Source organism: Thalassospira mesophila (assembly GCF_002115755.1).
In the GTDB taxonomy this organism is placed as follows: Bacteria; Pseudomonadota; Alphaproteobacteria; order Rhodospirillales; family Thalassospiraceae; genus Thalassospira; species Thalassospira mesophila.
This window is the reverse complement of the sequence record NZ_JFKA01000002.1, coordinates 721,335-746,575: the sequence shown is the minus strand read 5'-3', so window position 1 is coordinate 746,575 and position 25,241 is coordinate 721,335. Positions and strand designations below refer to the sequence as shown.

Annotated in this window: 18 protein-coding genes; 11 read left to right on the top strand and 7 right to left on the bottom strand. The window is 54.7% G+C overall.

What is annotated here, in order from left to right:
• Positions 1-11: 11 nt before the first annotated feature.
• The 3 genes from TMES_RS07810 to TMES_RS07800 all read right to left on the bottom strand — a co-directional run bounded on the left by TMES_RS07810 (position 12) and on the right by TMES_RS07800 (position 4,051).
• Positions 12-1,991, bottom strand: a complete 1,980-nt coding sequence (locus TMES_RS07810; RefSeq protein WP_085581108.1) for a hypothetical protein — start codon at positions 1,989-1,991, stop codon at positions 12-14.
• Positions 1,984-3,249: a hypothetical protein gene (locus TMES_RS07805; protein WP_085581106.1), complete on the bottom strand. Its 1,266-nt coding sequence runs from the start codon at positions 3,247-3,249 to the stop codon at positions 1,984-1,986. The genes TMES_RS07810 and TMES_RS07805 overlap by 8 nt, the downstream gene beginning before the upstream one ends.
• A gap of 94 nt (positions 3,250-3,343) precedes the next feature.
• Positions 3,344-4,051: a TetR/AcrR family transcriptional regulator gene (locus tag TMES_RS07800; RefSeq protein ID WP_085581104.1), complete on the bottom strand. Its 708-nt coding sequence runs from the start codon at positions 4,049-4,051 to the stop codon at positions 3,344-3,346.
• 268 nt (positions 4,052-4,319) lie between these two features.
• Here TMES_RS07800 and TMES_RS07795 point away from each other — a divergent pair, with 268 nt between their 5' ends.
• The 3 genes from TMES_RS07795 (at position 4,320) to TMES_RS07785 (ending at position 7,713) form a co-directional block, all read left to right on the top strand.
• Positions 4,320-5,087, top strand: a complete 768-nt coding sequence (locus tag TMES_RS07795) for an NAD kinase (protein WP_085581102.1) — start codon at positions 4,320-4,322, stop codon at positions 5,085-5,087.
• Complete coding sequence (gene argE / locus TMES_RS07790) at positions 5,084-6,253, top strand: acetylornithine deacetylase (protein ID WP_085581100.1); 1,170 nt, start codon at positions 5,084-5,086, stop codon at positions 6,251-6,253. Before TMES_RS07795 ends, argE begins: the two co-directional genes overlap by 4 nt.
• A 125-nt stretch (positions 6,254-6,378) precedes the next feature.
• Positions 6,379-7,713, top strand: a complete 1,335-nt coding sequence (locus tag TMES_RS07785) for a KAP family P-loop NTPase fold protein (RefSeq protein ID WP_085581098.1) — start codon at positions 6,379-6,381, stop codon at positions 7,711-7,713.
• Between the two features lie 30 nt (positions 7,714-7,743).
• On the opposite strand, the gene TMES_RS07780 is transcribed toward TMES_RS07785, so the two are convergent.
• The 4 genes from TMES_RS07780 to TMES_RS07765 form a co-directional block, all read right to left on the bottom strand.
• Positions 7,744-9,420 carry an FMN-binding glutamate synthase family protein gene (locus TMES_RS07780; RefSeq protein WP_085581096.1) on the bottom strand — a complete coding sequence of 559 codons (1,677 nt, stop codon included), beginning with the start codon at positions 9,418-9,420 and terminating at the stop codon, positions 7,744-7,746.
• Positions 9,421-9,486: 66 nt separating this feature from the next.
• The gene (locus TMES_RS07775; RefSeq protein ID WP_085581094.1) at positions 9,487-11,217 is read right to left on the bottom strand and encodes a thiamine pyrophosphate-dependent enzyme; all 1,731 of its coding nucleotides are present in this window, start codon (positions 11,215-11,217) and stop codon (positions 9,487-9,489) included.
• 483 nt (positions 11,218-11,700) lie between these two features.
• Positions 11,701-14,847 (bottom strand): efflux RND transporter permease subunit, encoded by a 3,147-nt coding sequence (locus TMES_RS07770; protein WP_085581093.1) that lies wholly within the window; start codon positions 14,845-14,847, stop codon positions 11,701-11,703.
• Positions 14,848-14,859: 12 nt separating this feature from the next.
• Entirely contained in the window at positions 14,860-16,038 is a 1,179-nt protein-coding gene (locus TMES_RS07765; protein ID WP_245835247.1) for an efflux RND transporter periplasmic adaptor subunit, read from the bottom strand.
• Between the two features lie 134 nt (positions 16,039-16,172).
• Between TMES_RS07765 and TMES_RS07760 the strand changes: the two genes are divergently transcribed.
• The 8 genes from TMES_RS07760 to TMES_RS07725 all read left to right on the top strand — a co-directional run bounded on the left by TMES_RS07760 (position 16,173) and on the right by TMES_RS07725 (position 25,237).
• Positions 16,173-16,823, top strand: a complete 651-nt coding sequence (locus tag TMES_RS07760; protein ID WP_085581089.1) for a TetR/AcrR family transcriptional regulator — start codon at positions 16,173-16,175, stop codon at positions 16,821-16,823.
• Between the two features lie 565 nt (positions 16,824-17,388).
• Positions 17,389-18,579, top strand: coding sequence for a hypothetical protein (locus tag TMES_RS07755; protein ID WP_085581087.1), 1,191 nt, complete (start codon positions 17,389-17,391; stop codon positions 18,577-18,579).
• Between the two features lie 546 nt (positions 18,580-19,125).
• Positions 19,126-19,845 (top strand): FadR/GntR family transcriptional regulator, encoded by a 720-nt coding sequence (locus TMES_RS07750; RefSeq protein ID WP_211275882.1) that lies wholly within the window; start codon positions 19,126-19,128, stop codon positions 19,843-19,845.
• Positions 19,832-21,004 (top strand): aminotransferase class I/II-fold pyridoxal phosphate-dependent enzyme, encoded by a 1,173-nt coding sequence (locus TMES_RS07745; RefSeq protein ID WP_085581083.1) that lies wholly within the window; start codon positions 19,832-19,834, stop codon positions 21,002-21,004. Before TMES_RS07750 ends, TMES_RS07745 begins: the two co-directional genes overlap by 14 nt.
• Positions 21,005-21,036: 32 nt before the next feature.
• Complete coding sequence (locus tag TMES_RS07740; RefSeq protein ID WP_085581081.1) at positions 21,037-22,305, top strand: ABC transporter substrate-binding protein; 1,269 nt, start codon at positions 21,037-21,039, stop codon at positions 22,303-22,305.
• 5 nt (positions 22,306-22,310) lie between these two features.
• A complete protein-coding gene (locus TMES_RS07735) occupies positions 22,311-23,243 on the top strand; it encodes a carbohydrate ABC transporter permease (protein ID WP_085581273.1) in 933 nt (310 codons plus the stop codon).
• An 18-nt stretch (positions 23,244-23,261) separates the two neighbouring features.
• Positions 23,262-24,113, top strand: a complete 852-nt coding sequence (locus tag TMES_RS07730) for a carbohydrate ABC transporter permease (RefSeq protein ID WP_085581079.1) — start codon at positions 23,262-23,264, stop codon at positions 24,111-24,113.
• 11 nt (positions 24,114-24,124) lie between these two features.
• Complete coding sequence (locus TMES_RS07725) at positions 24,125-25,237, top strand: ABC transporter ATP-binding protein (protein WP_085581077.1); 1,113 nt, start codon at positions 24,125-24,127, stop codon at positions 25,235-25,237.
• The last annotated feature ends 4 nt before the right edge of the window (positions 25,238-25,241 follow it).

Below are 25,241 nucleotides of genomic sequence, written 5' to 3'. Positions count from 1 at the left end.
ATCTTGCCCCGCTATTTCAATTTGGCACCGGTCAAACCGTTCACTTCCTGCTGCGCCGCTGTCAGTACTGCAAGTTCCGCCGGGCAGCGCGAGGCGGGCACATCGCCTGACACCACAACGGCCATGCCCGGGCTTAACTGGTCAAAACTGTTACCTTCGGGAATGGCGGATATGGCTTTGGGGTCGGGCTTTTTGCCCGGTTTCAGCTTAACCAGCTTGCCGCCCGCCAGACTGACCAGCATCTCGCCTTGCGGGGGTGTTGCCGCATCAAGGTCAACAATCACAAATCCCCAATCGGCCCGCACATCGCGAATAACGCCAACCCGATTGAGCGAAATCAACCCCGCCTGACACCGGGCCAGATTGGTCTGTGCTGTTTTTAACCGGTCCTGCGCCTGCCCCGTCAGCAAGGCTTGCCGGGCTTCTGAATTTTGCGTAAATGGCAAAAAGGCAACAACCGGCACATCACGCGCCGGATCGGCTTCAATGGCATCAAATTCCGTATGCGCCAAAAACACGGTTTCAAATTTACGCCCCACCATCACCCCGGCCATAATGCCCGCAGGCAACAGGGAAACAGTGGCCAGTTGCGCGCGCAACTTGCTGGCAACTTCCTCGCGGCGCTCCCACATTTTGCCGCCCGCTGCCACGCCATACCGGGTGAGGGTGAAAAAGCTTTTGCCTTTTTGCGGGCCGGTTTCGGGCACCACAACCCCGGTCACGACAACGCCCTTGTTATCGGCGGCGATGGCAAACTGGCCAGCCTGATAATCAACCATCGCCCCCAGATCAACAACCCACGGCACCGCCCCTGTTTTTGTGTCCATCGCATACAGGCTGCCATGTATCAGGGTCGAATTATCCAGACGACCGCTGCCATATAAATAAATATAGCGTCCGTCGGGCGAGATGGCGGCGTTTGTTGCCCGATGAAGATTACGGCTGTTCTTCCAGAAATCCTTGCCAAATGCCGTTGCGGGCACCTGCGGCTTTACCTCGCGCAACATCTTGCCCTTCGGGCTTAAAATGCGCAGCGACGGGTTTACCCCCTCGTAGTGCAAATAGATATTCCCGGCATCATCGCGCACCATGGCGGCCAGCGTGTCGCCAAACCCTTTTTTGTCGGTTGCCACATAATGCCAGCGCGTTTTGCCATCCCGGTCCAGCCCTTCAACATGGTCCTGCCCGCCAATCAGGATGTAGGAAATAATCATTCCGCCTTTGCCGTCGGCCAAAACATCGCTGCCATATGAATTGCCGTTATTTGACGCAATATTTCGCTGCCAAACCACCCGACCCAATGTGTCATAGCGCACAAAGGTTGCCGTCGCGGGCACATTTCTTTCCACCGGAACCGGCCCGTAACGGCTTCCCGCCATCACAAACTGGCCATCGCCTAACAACGCCCCGGCCTTAAAAAATGCACCGGCAGCCCCGCCCAGAACACTGCGCCATTGCACCACACCTTTGGCATCCACAAAGCTGCTAATAGCGTTATAATATCCCAAATCAGCACTGGTCGTGGTTGCGGCAATATAGCTGCCATCGGGGTAGGTTAGCCGGATGGGACCTGCCGGTTCCTCACGTCGCCAGCTTTGCCCCAGCAGGGTTTTGCGGGCTTGCAATTCGTCAAGCATCGCCTGCGCCCGCTTTTTTAACGCACCATTGCCTGCAACATATTTGCCAAGGCTGGCAATGGCGGCATCGTTGCGGTGCATGCGCATCAGGGCCTGGCCTTCGGCAAAGCTGATTTCAATGCCCAGGGGCACGTTCAAGGCCCGCAACCGCGCCACATATTCCAGTATGTCGCCATCATCGGCCCGGATAACCGCATCGCCCAGCGCCGTTGCCAACTGGCGAAAGTCGTTGCTCACCCCGGCCGATCTGGCCTGCTGCACGGGCATCACCGCCAACAGCAACGCCATCACACAACCGGCCAAGGCGAACCCGGCGCGGGATTCAAACAACCCTGTTTTCATACGATCACCCATGCCCGGCAACCACACTGATCGCGTTCGAGGCATCGCACTGGCGGGCAACATCGCGGCATTGATAGGTGGTGCGCCGGACCAGAAGATAGGACGGCAAAGTCATCATTTGCGCGATATCGCGGTCATAGGGCAGGATCGCGTCTTCACAAAACAGGATAAATCCCTGCTGATAGGGCTCCCGGCGGTGATCAATATCAGCCGCCGCACAGCCGACATATTCCAGCGCCTGCGACAGGGTATTTTTAATCTCGGTTCTTTGCACCGGCCCGTCACAAAACCATTGTTCATCGCCAAAGGCGGGTGATGTATTTTGCTTTGAATAACAATAGGCAACCGTTTCCATGCGCGTAACCGGGTCGCGCAAGGCGGCCGAAACCGGCCCCTGCCCGCCCGATGACCCAGCGACATTGCCATTGCCCGCCGTTCCCGCCGCGCCACGCGCCGGGGCCAGGGGCGACATCGCCGTCCCACCGCCAAAGGCAATGTTGGTATTTTGCGAACCACTGCTGCCCAAGGCAGAATTTGCCCCGCCCGCCACCACACCGGCCATGATTGTTGTTGAAGATGCGGTTGATTGTGCTGTTGCGGCCTGCCTTGCCGCGGCCTGGGCAGAGGCCCGAACGGCGGCAAGCCGGGCGGCCTCGGCCTGTTGGCGGGCAAGCTCTGCCTGATTGCGCGCCGCACTGGCCGCAGCGGCATTTTGGGCGGCAGCAAGCCGGGCCTCGGCATCGGCCTGCGCACGGCGGGCGGCATTTATGGCATTCACCGTGGCATAGGCACTTTCCGAGGCAATACGCCCCTGTATTTCGGCCTGGGCAACATTATTTGCCGCCCGGTTAATGGCGTCCATAATCATGGCGTTGTTCTGCGCTTGCTGGTTTGATGCCCCCGAATTGCGAATGGCGTCAATCCGGGCCATATCGGCGGCGCGTTTTGCCGCCTTTATTTTGGCGTCGTTTTCTTCTGCCAGTTTGATCTGCTGCTTTTTCTCGGCCTTGGCTTTTTCGTATGCAGCCCATTGGGCCTCAATTTCGGTTTTGCGGATCACATCAAGCTTGTCACCCTCGGCCCGGCGGGTTTCTCTGGTTTCTTTTTCCAGCGCCACGCGCGTGTCAAAGTCGCCCAGCGCGCGGGTTAACGCATCGCTTAAAACCTGATCAAGGTAGCTGGCACTGTCTGCCGCACGCGCGGTGCCAGGCCCCAATGCCGGTGCCAAACCCAGCATCATCGCCGCACATATCGTGATTTTCCCCAACATGGCGCCCCTCCATGTCCTGCCCATAACCTGCACAGAAAGATACCTCCACCCCAACCACAGGGCAAGATAGATAAGAACGTTATTCGCGTTAAAATCAGGGGCGCAAGCTGCTTAGATAGCGGGCATATTCACCGGCAAAGGCGGCGTGAACATCGCTGCTGCGTAAAACCGGCGGGCGGCTAAGATAACCATGCAGGGTTGCCATAATAAATTCCGCCACGGATGATGCCTGAATATCGGTGCGGATATATTTGCCAAATTGCGACCGGGTGATATGCCCGGCCAAGCCCCGCCGCCAATATCGGTAAACGCTATCGACGCGTTTGCGCGTGGCGTCATCCATGTCATCGGCCCCCGATGCCAACCGGGCCAGCGGGCAACCGTGGTTTAATATTTCCGGGGCATCACGGGTGCCAAGCCGGTCCACCTGCGCCATTAACGTGGGCAATACATCCTGTTCAAACGCCAATGCGTCCAGCCATGTATCATCAATATAGGCGGGCAGGCATTCGTCAATCACGGCATTTGCCAGGTGCGATTTACTGCGAAAATGGTGATAAAGCGCGCCCTTGGTCACCCCGGCCAAATCAATGATATTGGCAATCGATGCGCCTTCCACCCCGGCACGGCGAATTTCGGCAAACCCGGCATCAAGCAGCTTTTGCCGCGTCCCGCCGGGGTCGCGCGGGGTGCGCAATTGTAACCGGCGCTCGCCATCCCCCTTGCCATCACGGCGCCAGCCATCCTCGTTTTCGCTATCATCGCCAAGAACCAAAGGTGTCAGGTGTCGAATGTCGCTCATATCGTTTTGATACGCCGTAATGTGACCATACTATGCAAAGGGTTACCTCTTTTAGACCCGAGGTCAAGAATACCTGAGGATAGCAGCGTGAAATATATCACCTTTCTTTCCCCCTCGACCGCGCCGTTTTAATGCCAGCCCCTTGCAATTCCAAGTCAATAAGGCTCTATTTGCAGGCTGATTGCGCCGGGTGCCTTTTGGCGCCATATCGTGTGTCGTACCATATCGTAACGGCCCGCGCGGCCATCCCCGCCTCGACGGATAAAAAATGTATATTCATTCAATCGCCTTTGTCGCCGCCGAAACCAAAATCGCCCAGGATGCCATGTACCGGCTCAAGCATCGCTATGGCCATGTTTCGCCCGATATCGCCGAGGTGATTGTGGCCCTTGGCGGTGATGGCTTCATGCTTGAAACCCTGCATCGCTATATGGGGCGCAAAGTGCCAATTTACGGCATGAACCGCGGCACGGTCGGCTTTTTGATGAATGAATTTCGCGAAATCGATTTGCCCGAACGCATTGCCGAAGCCCAGACGGTGGAACTGCACCCGTTGCAAATGGAAGCCCACACCAAGGATGGCGGCAGCATGTGCGCCCTGGCCATTAACGAGGTCTCGCTTCTGCGTGAAACCCGCCAGGCCGCCAAATTGCGCATTAAAATCGACGGGGTTGAACGCCTGCCCGAACTGGTTTGTGATGGTGCATTGGTTTGCACCCCGGCGGGCAGTACCGCCTATAACCTCTCCGCCCACGGGCCGATTTTGCCGATGGGCAGCGGGTTAATGGCACTAACCCCGATCAGCCCGTTTCGGCCGCGTCGCTGGCGCGGGGCGTTATTGCCCGAACGGGCCGAAGTGGTTTTTGAAATTCTTGATGCCGAAAAACGCCCGGTTTCCGCCGTGGCCGATTACACCGAAGTCCGTGATGTTTCCAAGGTCATCATCCGCGAGGATCGCAGCATGAAAATCCGCCTGCTGTTTGACCCGGAACACAATCTTGAAGAACGCATTCTAAAGGAACAGTTTGTCGAATGAGCGCGCACCCGAGTGAAAAAACCCTGGACTGGCTGGAAAAACTGATCAGCCACAAAACCACCAGCATGGATTCCAACCTCGACCTGATTAATCAGGCGCAGGATTTCCTTAAAGGTCTTGGCTATCGCTGCCATACGGTGTTTGACGACGATCACGGCAAAGCCAACCTTTATGCCTCTATCGGGCCGGATATTCCCGCCGGGGTGATCCTTTCGGGCCATAGCGATGTGGTGCCGGTCGAAGGCCAGGTCTGGCAAAGCGACCCGTTCACCACCGAAATTCGCGGCGACAAACTTTATGGTCGCGGTTCTTGCGACATGAAGGGTTTTCTTGCCTGCCTGATGGGCAAGGCAGAACTTTTCGCCAGTGCCAATCTGCGCGTGCCGATCCACATCGCCTTTACCTATGACGAGGAAGTGGGCTGCATCGGCGCACCGCGCCTGGTGGAAATGATCAATGATCTGAATTGCAAACCGGCCATGTGCATTGTTGGCGAGCCGACCAGCATGCAGGTAATTACCCAGCATAAAGGCAAGTTTTCCGGCCGCGCCCATGTGACCGGGCGTTCGGGCCATTCATCGCTTCCGGGCGAAGGGGTTAACGCGGTTGAATTTGCCGCCGAACTGATTGTGTTTCTAAAAAAACTCGGCGCAAAATTCCGTGACGAAGGCCCGCACGATAACGATTTTGTGCCCAACCACACCACGGTTCATACCGGGCTGATCCAGGGCGGCACCCAGCTTAATATCATTCCGCAAAATTGCTGGTTCGATTTTGAATATCGCAACCTGCCCCTGCATGATCGCGCTGAAATTCGCAAAACCATTCAGGACTATCTCGACAACACCCTGATCCCGGAAATGCGCCAAACCTACCCCGAGGTCGGCATCGAAATTGAAACCGTCGCCGATGTGGCAGGCCTTGCCACCGGCGATGACGACGACGTCACCCGCCTTGTCATGGAACTGACGGGTGCCAACACCACCGGCAAAGTCAGCTTCGGCACCGAAGCAGGCATTTTCGCCGAACTGGGCGACATCCCCACCGTCGTCTGCGGCCCCGGCAATATCGAACAGGCGCATAAGCCTGATGAATTCATCGCGCTCGATCAGTTGGTAAGGTGTGAGGTGTTTTTGGATAAGTTGGTGAGGGTAATAACGAATTGAATAGACTAAAAGACCATCTGAACCGCCTCTTCTGAGGCGGTTTTTTATTTTCCCTTCACAAAAAGCGCAATTTCCTTAAAGATAAAAGCCACAGATAAAACGATTGCACTGAGAGGCTTGATAAAATGAGGATGATTTTCCCCGAACCCGACATCACGCCAACAAGCGGGTTCACTGAAAAAGTAGACATCTTTAAGCGCAAAGATTTCGGGGATAGGCTAGCAAATTTAATTGAGAAATCAGGTGGCAGTTCTGTAATTGCCTTAGATGCGGGATGGGGCGAGGGGAAAAGTACTTTTATCAAAATGTGGAGAGGATATCTCTCAAATCGCGACAGAAAAAAAATCACTTCCATATATTTCGATGCATTCGCAAATGACTATCAAGAACACCCCTTCCTCGCCCTAGCCTCTGAAATATATCAATTAATACCGACCACTGATAAGAAAAAACAAGAAAAATTCCGAGACAATTTATCTCAAGCCACAAAATCACTAACAAGAGGCGCCATTAAAGTTGCAGCCAAAATAACCACAGCAGGTATAGTAGATGGCAGTGACGTCGATTCTATTGAAAAAATAATCTCTAATTTTAAATCAAAAGAAATAGATGAAATCGTTGACGAGAAGCTAAAACAAGCAAAAAACGATAAATCATCTCTACAGAAATTCAAAAATCATTTGACAGAAATCTCCCAAGAAATCGGTGATGGATCACCACTTATCTTCATTATAGATGAACTTGATCGCTGCCGCCCAGATTTTGCCCTAGAACTATTAGAACAAATCAAACATCTATTTTCCGTTGAGGGAATAACGTTCCTACTTGTCACCAACAGGAAGCAACTTGAAGATTCAATAAGAGCAAAATACGGCACCGAAATAAATGCAACCAACTACCTCAACAAATTTGTTCATTTATGGGTAGAATTACCAAGAGCATCAGATAAGCATAACGATCACGGAGTAACCTTCCTCAAATACGCACTAAAAGAAATGATGGAGACTGATGAAAAAATAAATAACACAGATACGATTGAAATTCTTGCCGCACTAGTAGAGTATTACAAACCTTCGTTCAGAGAAATCGAACGAACATTAACTTACTTTTCCATCATAATGAACATGTCTGGAGAGAAAAAATACGATTCTATTTTTCAAATTACAATTGCAATCGTATGTTATTTCAACGTATATCAACCAAACTTATTCAGGGCAATCGACAGTGAACTGACTTATGATCAAGTCATGAATAAATCCAGATTAGACAAATTCAACCCTGAAACAGACCCCCATTACCTAGGTGTCGTCAAAGACATAATAAAATATGAATTAGGAGACAAAGAAACAAAAGAAGAAATTATCCAAAAAAATAGCTTATTCAAAAATCATTTTGGCAGACCTCACAATAGCGTAATTAAAGAAGTAAGATCATGGCTGTCTGATATAAAAATAAACTAACCCCCAAGCGATCTTTTTACTTCGTAGATTTCAAATCCCCAACGACTTCGCCTTATGCTGATCCCCCACATGCTTGGCAATATTAAAACTGTCGGCGGAGGCTGCTTTCCACCAAAGATCATACGGTGTGTCTTCCGGGGCCTCGACCAACTGGTTTTCCGCGACAAACGGGTAAATCTGGTCGGCGGTGCGGGCTTCGGTGGGGCTGATGCGGTGGAACAGGTGGTGGGGTTCGAGGTCGTGGATGCTGTGCAGGCCCGCCGAGCTTGAAATTTGCAGGGCGGCGTGGACGGTTTTGCGGTGGAAGCGTTCGACCTGTTTGGCTTTGTCGGCCACCACCAGCCCCCGCTGACGGCGCGGGTCCTGGGTGGCAACCCCGGTGGGGCAGGTTCCCTTGTGGCAGTTCATCGATTGAATACAGCCGATTGAGAACATAAAGGCGCGGGCGGCATTCACCCAGTCAGCACCTAGTGCAATGGCGTGGGCAACGCCGGTGCCGGAATGCACCATGCCACTGGCCCCCAAACGCACATGTTTTTTAAGGCCGGTTCCGACCAGCGCATTGCGCACAATCACCAGCCCGTCATACAGCGGCAGGCCGACATGGTTTGACAGCTCTATCGGCGCGGCACCGGTGCCGCCTTCGGCCCCGTCCACCACAATAAAATCAAGATATATGCCGGTTTCGAGCATGGCCTTGGCAATGGCAAACGGTTCGTGCGGATGACCAACGCACAGCTTGATGCCGACGGGCTTGCCACCCGACAAATCGCGCAGGCGGGCGGCGAAATGCAGCATTTCGCGCGGGGTGGAAAAGGCCTTGTGCGAGGCCGGGGAGATGCAGTCTTTGCCTTCGGGGATTTTGCGGGTTTGCGCAATTTCCGGCGTTACTTTGGCACCGGGCAACACCCCGCCATGGCCGGGTTTGGCCCCCTGGCTGAGTTTTATTTCGATCATTTTGACCTGATCGGTGCAAGCGGCCTTGGCAAATAAATCTTCGTCAAAATTGCCGTCTTGCGTGCGGCAGCCAAAATAGCCCGAGCCGATTTCCCAGATCAGATCACCACCGCCGTTGCGGTGATAGGGACTGATCGAACCTTCGCCGGTATCGTGGGCAAAATTGCCCATTTTGGCCCCGGTATTAAGCGCCTCGATCGCGCGGGCAGACAGGGCACCAAAGCTCATCGCCGAGATATTTAAAATCGACGCGCTATAGGGCTGCGTGCATTGCGGGCCGCCAATGATGATGCGCGGGGCGACATCGGGCACCTCAAGGGCGGCGATCGAATGGCTGATCCATTTATATTCGTGGGCGTAAACATCCAGCTCGGTGCCAAAGGGGTGATTATCTTCCTCGCCGCGCGCGCGTTCATAGACCAGACGGCGCTGGTCCTGATTAAACGGGCGGCCTTCAAGGTCGCCTTCAACAATGTAGGATCGCAGATAGGGCCGTAAATCCTGAAACAGATACCGCGCCCAGCCCAAAACCGGGTAATTGCGCAACACCGCATAATCGCGCTGCGATACATCATGAAGGGCAACAACAAGCACCGGCAGGCAAATAACCAGCCCCCATAACCAGTCCTGATCCCAGACCGCCCCCACAAGACAAACCACCGCGCCGATAAAGGCCACAAGTGGCAGAACGGCGCGGATGGGGCCATTGCCACCGTTAAAGGCGGCAAAGATGCTGTCATTGTGTTTCATGGGGGATGTTCCATTGTTGGTATCGCAAAAAACCGGGCCGTCAGAACGACGACCCGGCCATAAAAATTACAAATCACGCAGATATTTAAAATTGGTCGATATCTGATCGATCACTTCGGTGCCCCGGCCCGACAATATCATTTTTGCTTCGCTGAGCGCATAACTGCCAAGCTGATCAACCGAGGTATGGGGCGGCATGGCCACCGCGTAACGGTCGGTTTTCACATCAAGCAACACCGGGCCGTCATGTGCCATCGCCATGCGAACGGCATCTTCAACCTTGTCGGGGTCGTCCACCGTCACCCCGCGAATATTGCAGGCCTTGGCGACCTGCGCGAAATCGGGGTTGACCATTTCGGTTTGATAATTGGCCAAACCGGCCAACTGCATTTCAATTTCAACCATGCCCAGGCTGGAATTATTATACACCACCATTTTAACCGGCAACTGATACTGGCCAATGGTGGCAAGGTCGCCCATCAACATCGACAGCCCGCCATCGCCGCACAGCGCAATGCTTTGCCGACCGCCCCCGGCCAAGGCCGCCCCCATCGCCTGGGGCATGGCATTGGCCATGGACCCATGCGAGAACGAGCCCATAAACGTGCGCTTGCCGGTACTTTTAAGGTAGCGCGCCGCCCACACCGTGGTCATGCCGGTATCGGCGGTGAAAATGGCGTCGTCATCGGCATACTGGCTGATCATTGCGGTTAAATATTCCGGGCTGATTTCGCCGGTTTTACCCCCCGTCCCGGCATGATGTTCCAGCCGGTCCTGATCGGATTTATACACACCCAGCCGGTCTTGCAAAAAGCTGTCATCATCGCGGTTTTCAAGGCGGGGCAACAGGGCATCGAGCGTGGCGCGCACATCGCCAATCAGGCCCATTTCAACATGGGTACGCCGCCCCAGCCGTTCGCCGTGGGTTAAAACCTGGGCAATGCGGGCATCGGTTTTTAAAAAGTCCTTCCACGGAAAGTCGGTTCCTAACAGCAACACAACATCGGCCCTGGCAATGGCATCGGCACAGGCCTTGCCGCCGATAAAGCCGGTCATGCCAATGCCGTTGGGGTTGTCGTGTTCTAACGCCATTTTGCCTTTTAACGTCCAGCCCAGCGGCGCGTTAAGGCGGCGGGCCAGCTCGCGCACCTGATCACGGGCATGATCACAGCCCATACCGCCATAAATCAGCGGCCGTTTGGCCCCGGATAGCAGGCTGGCAAGTTCGTCCAGCGTTGCGTCATCGGGGCGAACAATGGTTTCGGGCCGATAAACCGGCGATGCAATGGCGGTTTTGGGCAAATCGAGCGGTAAAATATCGCCGCTATAGCCAAAAACGCCGACACCCTTGCGGGTGATGGCGTTTTGCAGGGCCTGTTGCAACATGCGCGGGGCCTGTTCGGGGATTTGGGCCAGCTCGTTATACCAGCTACAGCCATTAAACATCGCCAGATCGGTTTCCTGAAACGATTCCATGCCGTAATCGGCGCGATCAATGGTGGATGGCAGGGCAATGACCGGCGCACCCCAGCGGTGCGCATCATAAAGCCCGTTAACCAGATGCACATGGCCCGGCCCGGAACTGCCCGCACAGCAGCCCAGCCCACCCAGCACGCCTTCGGCCATGGCAGCATAGGCCCCGGCTTCTTCGTGGCGCACATGGATCCAGTCAATGCGCCCGTCACGGCGAATGGCATCGTTTAGCAGGTTAAGGCTGTCGCCGGTCACGGCATACAGGCGCTTAACCCCGGCATCGGCCAGCATATCAACAATGGTTTCGGCAATGGTAAGCGGCATGAAAGCTCCTTTCGCAAGGCGGGGCGAATATGGTCGACATCGCGTTTCCAGCACGGAAGAAACAAAAGGCAGGGTCGTTTGGGGGCTGCCAACGCGCCAGAACGGCATCAGGCAATGAATAGAAAATGGTCGGTTTCGCGATGACCGCAAGGGAGAGCGCAAGGACGGGCGCAAAACCGGAATATCAACGCCTGGTATCAAAACGCGGCAAAACGCAACTGGTTCCACCTATCCAAACGCAATAAGACACATCTATACTGTCGTTTTAGCTATATCGGAACTTGACGATCCCCTTGCATTTGGCCAAAACAAAAGAGCCGGTGCTTTTGCACCGGCTCTTCGTCACGCGCAACCGACGGCGGGGTCGGGGGACTTGCAGATTATTCTGCAGACCGTCGAAGGCGCGGGAACAAAGCCGGTCCGGTAACGGGCCGGCTTTTTCGTGCACGGGGCCAACCATGTTGCTGGCCCCGTATCTGTTATTTAAAGTTCCGGGCTATCATCGATAACCGGCTTTTCCTTTATCGAGCGATCCTTGCGCGAGAACGTGCCGACAATCACCATGAAGAACAACGGCACAAAGAAAATCGCCAGAACCGTTGCCGCAATCATGCCGCCCATCACACCGGTACCCACCGCAATACGGGCCGCAGCACCCGCACCGCTACTGATCGCCAGCGGCAGCACGCCCAGCGTAAACGCCATCGATGTCATGATAATCGGGCGCAAACGCTGACGCGCGGCTTCCACCGTGGCATCGAGCAAATCCATCCCGTCTTCGTAAAGATCGCGGGCGAACTCGACGATCAGAATGGCGTTTTTGGCCGAAAGACCAATTGTGGTCAGCAACGCCACCTGGAAATACACGTCATTGGGCAAACCGCGCAGCAAAGCCGCCGCGACAGCCCCCAAAACGCCCAGCGGCACCACCATCATCACGGAAACCGGAATGGACCAGCTTTCATAAAGGGCAGCAAGGCACAGGAACACGACAATAACCGACATCGCATAAAGGGCGGGTGCCTGGTCGCCAGCGGCACGTTCTTCATAAGAAAGCCCCGTCCATTCCAGACCAATGCCGTCAGGCAGCTTGGAAACCATGTCGGCCATGGCATCCATCGCGTCGCCAGAACTCACCCCTGGTGCCGCCTGCCCCTGAATATTAAGGGAGGGCAAACCGCTAAAGCGTTCCAGACGGGGCGAACCATAACCCCAGGACATAGATGCAAATGCCGAAATCGGCACCATCTCGTTCTGATCGTTACGGACATACCAGTTGTCCATATCCTTGGGCATCATGCGGTATTTGGCATCTGCCTGAATATAAACCTTTTTGACCCGGCCCTTTTCCATGAAGTCGTTAACATAGCTCGACCCCCAGGCGGTCGACAGGGTATCGTTGATATCGCCAATCGAAACGCCCAGCGCCTTGGCCTTTTCCTGGTCAATATTAACCTGGAATTCCGGCATGTCGTTCAAACCGTTCGGACGAACGCCCTGCACGGCCGGGTTTTTTGCCGCCATGCCCAGCAACTGGTTCCGGGCGGCAACAAGGGCATCATGGCCAACCGCACCACGGTCCACCAGTTGCATGTCAAAGCCGTTTGCCGTTCCCAGCTCAACAATCGCTGGCGGGGTAAAGGCAAAGACCATACCGTCCTTGATCTGGCCAAAAAAGCCATAGGCACGGCCGATAATCGCCTTGACCGACTGGGACGCCAATGTACGCTGTGACCAGTCTTTCAAGCTGACGAAGGCAATACCGGCATTCTGCCCGCTACCGGCGAAACTAAAGCCCGCCACGGTGAAAATGCCGTTCACATTGTCTTTTTCGTCATTAAGGAAGTGGCCTTCGACCTTTTTCAGAACGCCGATTGTCCGTTCCTGCGATGCCCCGGCGGGCAATTGCACCATCGAGAACATAATGCCCTGATCTTCATCGGGCAGGAACGAACTGGGCAATTGCGTGAACAGATAGCCAAGACCGCCCACCAGACAGGCATAAACCACCAGATAGCGCCATTTGCGGTTCACCACATGGCTAACACTGCCCTGATAAAAGGTATTGGTTTTGTCAAAGCCACGGTTAAACAGGCCAAAGAAGCCTTTACGGCTATAAGGATCGTGATGCGAGTTTTTAAGCAAGGTCGCGCACAATGCCGGAGTCAGCACGAGTGCAACGATAACCGAGAGCACCATCGCCGAAACGATCGTGATCGAGAACTGGCGGTAAATTGCCCCGGTCGAGCCCGAGAAAAACGCCATCGGCACAAACACGGCCGAAAGCACAAGGGCAATGCCAACCAGAGCGCCGGTAATCTGTTCCATCGACTTGCGTGTCGCATCGCGCGGGGACAGACCATCTTCAAACATCACACGTTCGACGTTTTCCACCACCACGATGGCATCATCGACCAGAAGACCAATGGCCAGCACCATGGCAAACATGGTCAGGGTGTTGATGGAATAGCCAAATACAGCCAGCACCCCAAAAGTCCCCAGCAACACCACCGGAACGGCGATGGTCGGGATAAGGGTGGCGCGCCAGTTCTGCAAAAACAGGAACATCACAAGGAAGACCAGAGCCACCGCTTCCACCAGCGTGTAGACAACTTCCTCAATCGAAATTTTAACAAACGGGGTGGTATCGTACGGGTAAACAATTTCCACACCGTCAGGCATATATGCCTTGAGTTCGCCAATACGGCTTTTGACCGCTTCAGCCGTATCAAGCGCATTCGCACCGGTAGCAAGATTGACACCGATACCAACCGCCCCCTTGCCGTTATAACGGGCAACAACGTTATAGCTTTCCGCCCCGATTTCCACACGCGCAACATCGCCCAGGCGAACCTGGGACCCATCGGTATTCACCCGCAACAGAATATTTGTGAATTCTTCAGGGGTTTGCAAACGGCTTTGCGCGGTGATGGTCGCATTGATCTGCTGACCTTCAACGGCCGGAGCCCCGCCGATCTGACCGGCAGAAACTTCGGTGTTCTGCGCTTGAATCGCCGTGCGGACATCAGAAACCGTCAGGCCATAACTGATCAGTTTATTCGGGTCCAGCCACACACGCATTGCATGCTGCGCCCCAAACACCGACACACTGCCAACGCCGTTCACGCGCGAAATCGGGTCCTTCATCGTGTTGGAAACAAAATCGGCCAGGTCATGGACGTCGATATTGCCATCAGAGGATACAAACCCCACGACCATCAGGAACGACCCGTTGGACTTGGTAACGTTAATCCCCTGCTGCTGCACCTGACTTGGCAAAACAGACATTGCCGCCTGCAACTTGTTCTGCACCTGAACCTGGGCAATATCCGGGTCCGCTTCAGAATTAAAGGTCAGGGTAATTTGCGCACTCCCAGTGGAATCACTGGTGGAAGACATGTAACGCAGGTTATCGAGGCCATTCATCTGCTGTTCGATCACCTGGGTGACCGTATTTTCAACAGTTTGCGCAGACGCGCCCGGATAGCTTGCCGACACCTTGACCGAAGGTGGCGCAATCGACGGGTACTGTTCGATCGGCAATTGCAGAATCGACAGCCCCCCCGCCAGCATGATCACAAGGGCAATCACCCAGGCAAATACCGGGCGATCAATAAAAAACTTTGCCATCAGATACTATCCTTACCGGGATGCCGGCTGTGCGTCGTCGCTCTTTGCGGCAACCGGAGTAACCGGTGCGCCGGGACCGACACGCTGCAGACCGTCGACAATGATGTGGTCGCCAGGGTTCAGCCCCTTGATAACAATCCAGTCACTGCCTTTGGACTGCTCAATCGTCAACGCCTTGGCTTCAACAGTATTGTCGGACTTGATTGTAAAGACATAGGCCGAACCATCCGGGCGCCGCATCACAGCGCGCTGGGGTACAAGATAGGCATTTTCCACCTGTCCCTGATCAACGAAGGCACGGACGAACATACCCGGCAGCAAAACCTGGTCGGGATTATCAAAAACAGCCCGCAAACGCACCGTCCCGGTTGTTTCATTCACCGTTACATCCGCGAACTGGATCTTGCCGATATGGCCGTATTCATCCCCGGTGGAATCGAGCATCAGACGAACATCAACACCATCGCCATCGGCTGCATTTTTAATACGGCCCGATGCAATGCCCTGATTAATCTGCATCAGACGGCCACCGGCCTGGGTGACATCGACGTAAATCGGGTCAAGCTGGGTAATGGTTGCCAGCGTCATTTCCTGATTGGCCGTCACAAGCGCGCCTTCGGTTACCGAAGATGCCCCGATTTTGCCGGGGATCGGTGCGGTGACCGTCGTATATTGCAAATTGATCCGCGCCTTATCAATCTCGGCGCGGGCAGACGCAACACTGGCTTTGCCCTGGGCTTCGGCGGCAATGGCATCATCGCGGGCCTGTTCGCTAACAGCCTGGGTTTTAATCAGTTTGTCATACCGGGCACGGGTTTTGGTGGCCTGATCCAGCGTGGCCCTGGAGCGCGCCAGTTCCGCCTGAGCGGCATCAAGATTGGCCAGATAAACACTTTGGTCAATCTGATAAAGCTGCTGTCCGGCTTTTACCGTCGCCCCTTCGGTGAAATTGCGCTCTGTGATGATCCCATCGACCTGCGGACGAACATCAGCCTTGCGCGATGCAACCGTCCGGCCGGGAAGTTCAGCGACCAGACCAACCGTCTGAGGCTGAACCTCAACAAAAGTGACCTGGGTTGCCGGCGCTTGCTGGGCGGCGGCATTTCCGCCTCCCTTTTGCTCATCGCAGCCTGCAACGTAAATCACCATCGCCACCATACCGGCAGCTTTTAGACAAGAACGAACGGACAAAATTTTCTTCCTTCCAGTCCCGAAATGCAAAGCCGTTACATCAGCCTTGCCATTGCTTTTAAGAATACTGTACTGTACAGTACATATTGTGCAGTGCCGAAGCAAGACCCAAAAACATAAGGCCCTTTAAAATCATGAGCGAAACATTACAGCCGGTCTCAAAACAAATATCGCGCGGTGAGGCACGTCGCCGGGCGATGCTTGATGCCACCTGGGAAATCCTTGCGACCAAGGGATTTGCGGCTGTGACGTTAAACGATGTTATCTCCCGCTCTGGCGGGTCGCGAACGACCCTTTACGAAGCTTTTGGTGGCAAAGATGGTCTTATCGCATCTGTCCTGACAGAAAAGTGTCAGGAGTTTTCAGAAATTTTACAAACATCGCTGGGATCGGATATTCCCCCGCGCGAAGCCCTGCTTAACTTCACGATTATCATGACGGAAAAGTGCCTGGATGACGAATCGATCCGCATCATGAGCTTCTTGCAGCTTGAAATGGATCAATTTCCCGGCATCCGCGAAACCTTTATGAAAAATGGCCCCGAACCCGTAACCGAACGCACGATTTCCTTTTTTCAGCATCAAAACGATATCGGCAATATGCGGATCGCGGACCCCGAATTTACAGCCAAAATGTTCCTCGCCATGATTCAGGGACAATGGCGAGATGTCGTTCTTGAAACCGCCCCGTCGCACATCCCGTCCAAAGACGAAATCGTAAAGCGCGCAAACCAGTTAATTGACCTGTTATTTAACGGCATCTGGACCCGAAATCGCGAAGATTGACCCCGGCCAATCCCCTTTTCCCCATATGTAAAATCTTCCATAATCGAACATATTGCAACGCAAAATTAAATTACAATTGTCTATCGCCCCCCGTGTCATGCCCGCTTTTCAAATTCATGGCCCTGCCCGCTAAAAGCCCGGTATATGACCTGATATCAAAGGGGCACCTGCACACCGAAATGCGGGCGGCCTGTACTTCTTTCCCAAAACCGGCATTCATCATCGGGCCTTCGTGCCTGGCCCCGCACATGACCCCGGCCCCATCAGCCGATACATCACGAGCTTAGCCATATTGTCCCGGCAGTGCGTCCTGTTGGGCAAAACCGGTCGTGTATGCCCGTCCTGTTGCACATCAAAACGCGACATTCCGATTTATGGGCTATGCCCGCATGCCTTTATGTCGCCAAACGCCATCATTCTGTTTAAAAAACCGGCGCGCCAGAAATAATGACGCGCGGCCTTTCACAACCGCGTGACAAGCCCCCGAAAGCACGACTGCCCCATCTTTACCAAAATCCTGCAATATCTTCGCATCCGTTCCTTCACGACCAGCGAGACTGTATAAATGAACAAGGCCGTTTTTCGTTTTCGACCCGGCAGCAAAACACCCCGGTTAACGGCCTTTTTGTGCCTGAGCGCGGGTATGCTTGCCATGCCCGGTATCGCATCGGCCATGGATGTTAACAATGCTCGCCAGATTTTGCAAAAAGTCATGGCACAACATGACGTTACGGCGACCGAAACCTCTGCCACCAGCCATGATGGCATTGCCAGTTTTCACTATGACAATGTCCATGTGCCCCTGGGCGGATATGAAGGTGATCGCGACCTTGTGATGAGCAATGTCGAGATCAACGTCAATGACGACAAAAACACCCCCCGTTATGTCAGCATCGATTTTAACCTGCCTGAGCAAGCCAGCATCAGCGCACAGGAAACCATTAATCAGCGTAACCTGACCATGCATAATGCGCGTGGCACAGTGACCTGGAACACACAAACGCAAAGCCCGGAAGGGTTTACCGGCTTTGCCAATTTCCTTGGTGCCGACGAACCGGTTTCGCGCCAGCACTGGTTGCTAAGCGATCTGAAAATTTCGTGGCTGACGCGCAAGGTTGACCTTGCCTGGAAAGATGCCGAATGGACCGGCCCCAACCGCGAAAAAATGGGGGCGATGAAATCAGCCGAATTGTCGCTGTATCCTGACAGCGACGGCACCACCCGCCTGGACTATGCCCATGACGGCATGTGGTTGCCCGGCCTGTTTCAACCGCGCACCGTGCGCCTTTTGGGCCATGCCACCGGCGTAAAATGGACCAGCGCCCGCCCGATTTTACAACAAGGCTTAAGCGACCTGTTATCAGGCATGCGCCCGTCGCTGGTGCGTAACAACATCGCCAACGCCCTGTGGCACGAGGCCTTAAAAACCGGCAAGCCGATTGACGTTGAAAAGCTGTATGTCGAAAGCCGTAATCTTGAAGCTGCTGGCACCGGCCAGTTCGTGCCGCAAAAAAATGCGGCTTATGGCTTTCAGGGCGTGCTGGACCTTGACCTGGTGGGCCGCGAACAACTGGAATATCTTTTGGGCACCCCCAAAAGCCCCACCATTCTCGGTGCCCTGTTCCCGCCTGCGGTCGACGGACTGGCGGCAGGTACGCCGGGCAAACAAGGCACCAGTAAATACAAACTGCAACTGCTTGCCGATGGCCGCATCACGGTTAACGGCCAGCGCGTTATGAACGGCCCGGGCCGCTAGTTCGCCCTGTTGTCCCTCGCCCCTTGTTTCAGCCCGCAATGCCCTTGACCAAGGATCGCATTGCGGGCTTTTTGCTGCTTGCACGGCAAAAACCACCAACCCGGCCATCCTCCCCGTCGTGACGATCTGCGCGCAGCACCTTGTTGGCAAAAGCCTTACTTGATCGCGTCCAAGCGCCAAAGACTCGGTACCCATATGACAGTCTGTTTCCCAGCGACGTTAGATCGCAGCCCATAGTGCTGCCCGCAGCTTCTCCGGTTGCGCGCCTCGCATATCCTTCGCGCAACACACCGTGGCGGGTGATGCGGCGGCGCAGTTTTTGGTTTCGCCCCGCAATTTTCGCCGCAAAACAAACGCCCCGGCAAAACACTATTTTGTCGAGCTATTGTAATTTTATGTCGGGAAATATCAAAAAACAGTCGTGAACTTTCATTAAACTTGACAATGGCCCCCTGTATTGGACAAATTGGTCTGACGTCTGATGTCTGACGGCATACCACAATATGCCCGGCAAAGATGCACAACCGACAAATCAGGGATCAAAGTGTGGCAGACATAACGGGTACCGGCTTTACACCCATTGCATCATCGGGACGCCGCGATGCCATTTTGGAAGCGCTGACCAGCTTTATCGTTCAAACAAACCTGAAACCCGGCGACCGTCTGCCGCCGGAACGCGAATTAATGACCGGTCTTCACGTGGGCCGTTCCAGCATCCGCGAAGCCATTGGCCATATGCAGGCCCTGGGCATTGTTGAAATCAGGCGGGGTTCTGGCACCTATCTGAAACGATCGGTCACCGAACAAACCGTTTACATGCCGCTATCCATCGCCACCCAGCGCGACGGCCTGTTGCAAACGCTGGAGGTGCGGCGCGGGCTGGAATGCGAGGCCAGCGTTCTGGCCGCCAAACGCGCATCGCCCGAGGATATCACCGAAATGCGCACGGCACTGGAAGCAATGGAGGCCGAACATTTACGCGAAGGCACAGCAGGCCAGGCCGACCTTGTTTTTCACCTGTCGATCTATAAGGCCGCCGGAAACCCGCTATTTGAACAATTGCTGGGCCAAATGCGCGAAGCCTTTGAATCGTTCTTTTCCATCCCGTTCAACCGCCCCGATTTTGCCCGTGATTCCTTTGAATTTCACCGCATGCTGTTTGACGCCATCGAGCGGCGCGACCCCGAAAGCGCCCGGCAGCATACCCTCGCCATCCTGGAAGTCGTTGAAAACGACATCGTGAGAATGTCCAATGAACACCAATAAGCCCCCCGTCGTTACGTCTTCCCCGTCAACCGTCGTTGCCTATGATGAAACCCATTTTGGCAATGCGGTGGTGCCGCCGATTTTTCAAAACTCGTTGTTCGTTTTTGAATCCTTCGCCGACATGGCCGATACCTATGCCGGCAAAAAGGTGCGCCCCGTTTACAGTCGCGGCCTGAACCCGACCGTGCGCGCCTTTGAAGAAAAAATCGCCAAACTGGAAAAAACCGAAGACGCCCTTGGTTTTGCCAGTGGCATGGCCGCCATTTCGGCATCGGTTCTTTCGGTGGTAAAACCCGGCGACCGCATTGTCGCGGTCGAGCATCTTTACCCTGATGCCTATCGTTTCTTTGAAATGATGCTGAAAGACCTGAATGTCACGGTCGATTATGTCGATGGTCGCGATATCGATGCGATTGACAAGGCCCTGCCCGGTGCAAAGCTGCTTTATCTTGAAAGCCCGACATCCTGGACATTTCATGTTCACGATATCGCCAAACTATGCGAAATCGCCCGTAAACATGGTGCGATTTCCATGATCGATAACAGCTGGGCCTCGCCGATATTTCAGCAACCCGCAACGCTGGGGTGCGATGTTGTTATTCATTCGGCATCAAAATATCTGGGCGGGCACAGTGATGTGGTAGCCGGTGTTGTGGCCGCCAGCAACGACTTTATTGGCCGTTTGCGCGGGCAGATTTTGCCTTATCTCGGCAGTAAACTTTCGGCTTTTGATGCCTGGCTGTTGCTGCGCGGGTTGCGCACCCTGCCCGCCCGCATGCGCGAACATCAACGCTCCGGCCTTGCCATCGCCCAAAAGCTTGCCGATCACCCCGAAGTGGTCGCGGTGTACCACCCGACACTGGGCCGCAATCTGCCCGACGGTTTAACCGGGTCTTCGGGTTTGTTTTCGTTTGAATTTTCACCCCGCGTCAACATCCCGCTTTTTTGCGATGCCCTTGGCATTTTTAAAATCGGGGTTAGTTGGGGCGGCCATGAAAGCCTCGTTGTGCCCGCACTGGTTTCGCGGGCTCAGGTTGGCGGGCCTAATTCGGCACTTCGTTTCGGCGTGCCTGAAAATCTGGTGCGCCTGCATATCGGCCTCGAGGACGCAGACGACCTTTGGTCGGATCTGTCTGCTGCCATCGATGCCGCTCTTTAAATAACAAAACGTCCATTAACAGGGGACTTCACATGAACTGGAAGACAACAATTCTGGCAGGTGCAGCTTCGCTTGCGCTGGCGGGCCATGCCTATGCCGATACCACGTTAAAGCTGGTCGAAGTCATCACCAGCCCGGACCGCACCGCAACCTTGAAAACACTGGTCAAGGAATATGAAGATGCCAATCCCGGCGTGAATGTGGAAATCACATCGCTGCCGTGGGGACAGGCATTTGAAAAATTCGCCACCATGGTGTCGGCCGGTCAAACGCCCGACGTGGTCGAAATGCCCGATACCTGGCTAACGCTGTATGCCAATAACGGCGCGCTTGAAAGCCTGGAACCTTACCTTAAAGACTGGGACGCGACCGAAAACCTGAATGCGCGTGCGCTTGAATTTGCCCGTTCGGCTGGCAACGAAGCCTATATGCTGCCGTATGGTTTTTATCTGCGCGCCATGTTCTATAACAAAAAGCTGTTCAAGGAAGCCGGTGTTACCGAAGTTCCCAAAACGCTGGAAGATTTCCGCGAAGCCGCCAAAAAGGTTTCGGCCTTGCCGGGCAAATCGGGCTATTGCCTGCGCGGCGGCCCCGGTGGCCTTAATGGCTGGGTGATGTTTGGCGCCGCTGCCGCCGGGTCCAACGACTTTTTCACCAAAGACGGCAAAAGCACGTTTGATTCCGATGGCTGGGTTAAGGGCCTTAAATACCTGACCGACCTTTACAAAGAAGGTCTGGCCCCCAAAGACAGCCTGAACTGGGGCTTTAACGAAATTGTCGCCGGTTTCTATTCGGGCACCTGCGCCATGCTTGACCAGGACCCCGACGCCCTGATCGCCATTTCCAGCCGCATGAAAGCCGAGGATTTCGGCATTACCACCATGCCCAAAGGCCCGTCTGGCAAGGCATTCCCAACCATTGGCTATGCCGGTTGGTCGATGTTTAAATCCAGCGAGCATAAAGACGAAGCCTGGAAACTGATTTCGCACCTTGAAAGCAAGGATGCCAACCTGACCTGGAACAAGCGCATTGGCGCATTGCCAATTTACAAGGGTGCTGAATCCGATCCGTTTTTTGCATCCGACCAGTTCAAAGGCTGGTTTGCCGAACTTTCGGACCCTGACGTTCATCCGACCGTGATGCCGACCCATCTTGAAGAATTTGCGTTCTTTAAAGATTCCCTGGTCATCCGCACCAGTCAGGAAGCCCTTCTGGGCCGCATCACCCCCGAAGAACTGGGCAAACAGTGGGCCGATTACCTGACCCCGGCCCAGCAGAAATGGATGGCAACAAACCCGTGACCAACATGACTGATGTCGGAAAACGTCCCGCCGCAAGGCGGGGCGTATTTTCCCGCAGGCTTTCCGGCATACTTGAACCCTATTATTATGTATCGCCCGCCGTGGTGCTGATTGTCGCGGTTATGCTGATGCCCCTTATTCTGGGCTTAAGCTATGCCTTTCGCGACATCCGTATTCTCAACCCGTTTAGTGGCGGGTTTGTCGGGCTGGCCCATTTTCAGGCACTGGCCCATGACAGCGCCTTTTTAGGCGCGTTAATCAATACCGCCTGGTGGACCTTTGGCTCGCTGGCGTTTCAGTTTTCGCTGGGGCTGGTGCTGGCATTGCTGCTAAACCGCCAGTTTTTGGGCCGCAGGCTTATTCAGGCGCTGGTGTTTTTGCCGTGGGCGGTGCCAACATTTCTGTCCGGTCTTAACTGGGCATGGATGTTTAACCCTGTTGTTGGCCCCTTGCCGCACTGGCTGACCAGTCTGGGTTTGATGGATACCCCCTTTAACATTTTGTCAGACCCCGATCTGGCAATGTGGGGGCCGATCATTGCCAATATCTGGTTTGGCATTCCGTTTTTTGCCATCACCCTGCTGGCCGCCCTGCAATCCATTCCCGGCGAATTGTACGAAGCCGCCTCGATTGACGGGGCAACAACGCGCCAGAAATTTATCAGCATCACCATTCCCTTCCTCGCGCCCACCATTGCGATAACCTTGATGCTGCGCACCATCTGGATTGCCAATTTCGCCGATCTCATTGTGGTGATGACCAAAGGTGGCCCGGCTGATTCAACCCAGATCGTGGCCAGCTACATCTTTACCCAGGCGTTTCGTCGCCTTGATTTCGGCTATGCCTCGGCCATTGCGGCGGTGTTGCTTGTTTTGTTGCTGGCCTATGCGCTGGGCGTTATTGCGCTGCGCCGCGCCATGACCCACGCTGATAGTTAACCCCAAAGGAATTCGGACATGTCAACGCCCGGAAAATCCCGGCTTCGCAAAACGGCCTATTGGGGCACGCATTATCTTATGATTGCTGCTTTCGTCGCCTTTGCGCTGTTTCCGCTTTACTGGCTGCTAAAGGTGTCGGTGACCCCCAACGACATTCTCTATACCGAAGGTGTACGAATGTGGCCGTCACGCACAACGTGGGACAATTACACCTTTGTGCTGACCCAAAGCCACTTCCCGCATTATTTCATGAACTCGGTGATTGTGTCGGGCTTTACCGCCCTGTTTACCTGCATCATTGCCGCCGTCACAGGCTATGCCTTTTCGCGGTTTCGCTTTAACGGCAAAATCGTCATTGTCGCCCTGATGCTGATCACGCAAATGTTTCCGCTGGTCATGCTGATCGCGCCAATTTTCCGCATTCTTGCCCCGCTGGGCCTGACCGACAGCCTGACCGGCCTGATCATTGTTTACACCGCCTTTAACGTGCCCTTCGCCACCTTTCTGATGCAATCCTTCTTTGATGGCATCCCCAAGGATCTGGAAGAAGCCGCCATGATAGACGGCAACACCCGGTTTGAGGCCTTCCGCCGCATCATCCTGCCCCTCACCCTGCCTGGCATTGCCGCCACCCTTGGCTTTGTCTTTACCGCGGCATGGTCGGAACTGTTATTCGCCCTGATGCTGGTCAGCAGTGAATCGGCTTCAACCTTCCCGGTCGGCTTGCTCAGCTTCGTTTCCAAATTCGGTGTCGATTTCGGACAAATGATGGCGGCTGGTGTGCTGGCCCTGATCCCTGCCTGTGCCTTCTTCCTGCTGATCCAGCGTTATCTGGTTCAGGGGCTGACGGCAGGTGCAGTCAAAGGATAAACGAGGACAAAATGGCTTCAATTGAAATTACCAACGCCCGCAAAAGCTATGGCGCCGTCGATGTTCTGCACGGCATCGATCTTGATATTCAGGACGGGGAATTTATCGTTCTGGTCGGCCCGTCGGGCTGTGGCAAATCAACCCTTTTGCGTATGATTGCCGGGCTGGAAGAAATCACATCGGGCGATATTGCCATTGGCGGCAATGTGGTTAACGATTTGGACCCCAAAGACCGCGACATCGCCATGGTGTTTCAGTCCTATGCGCTTTACCCGCATATGACCGTTGCCCAAAACATGGGCTACGCGCTGACGCTGCGCAAAACCGCCAGGGAAAAGGTCAGTGCCGCGATTGATAATGTTGCCGGTATTTTGGGCTTAAATGCCCTGTTGCAACGCCGGCCCAAGGCCCTTTCGGGCGGGCAGCGCCAGCGCGTTGCCATGGGGCGCGCCATTGTGCGCCAACCCCAGGCATTTTTGTTTGACGAACCGCTGTCAAACCTTGATGCCCGCCTGCGCGAACAGATGCGCACCGAAATTCGTAAACTGCATCGCCGCCTTGGTGCGACATCGGTTTATGTCACCCACGACCAGATCGAAGCCATGACCATGGCGGACCGCATTGTCGCCATGTATGACGGCATTGTGCAACAGGTCGGAACGCCGCTTGAAATTTATGATCGCCCGGCAAACATCTTTGTTGCGTCGTTTATCGGCTCGCCCGCGATGAATTTCCTGTCGGGCACCTGCCAGATCACGGCACAAGGATGCGCCCTGATCCTTGACGACGGCACATCCATCCCGTTTCTGGCACCGCCAAATGTCAGCAACGGGCAAAAGCTCACGCTTGGTGCGCGCCCGGAACATATCGACATTGTCGGGAACGGCAGTGCCCCGTCGGTTCCCGCCACGGTTGACCTGATCGAACCCATGGGCCTTTCCACGCTGGTTCATGTAACACTGGCAGGTAAACCGGTTAAGATATTCACCCTTGCCCGGCCCGACCTTGCCATCGACAGCACCATCGAGATCGCCTTTAACATGGATAAAACCCATATTTTTGACAGCGAAACCGAATTACGACTGCCGCGCGCCAACGAACCGTTTGCCGCCGAAACGGCATAATATA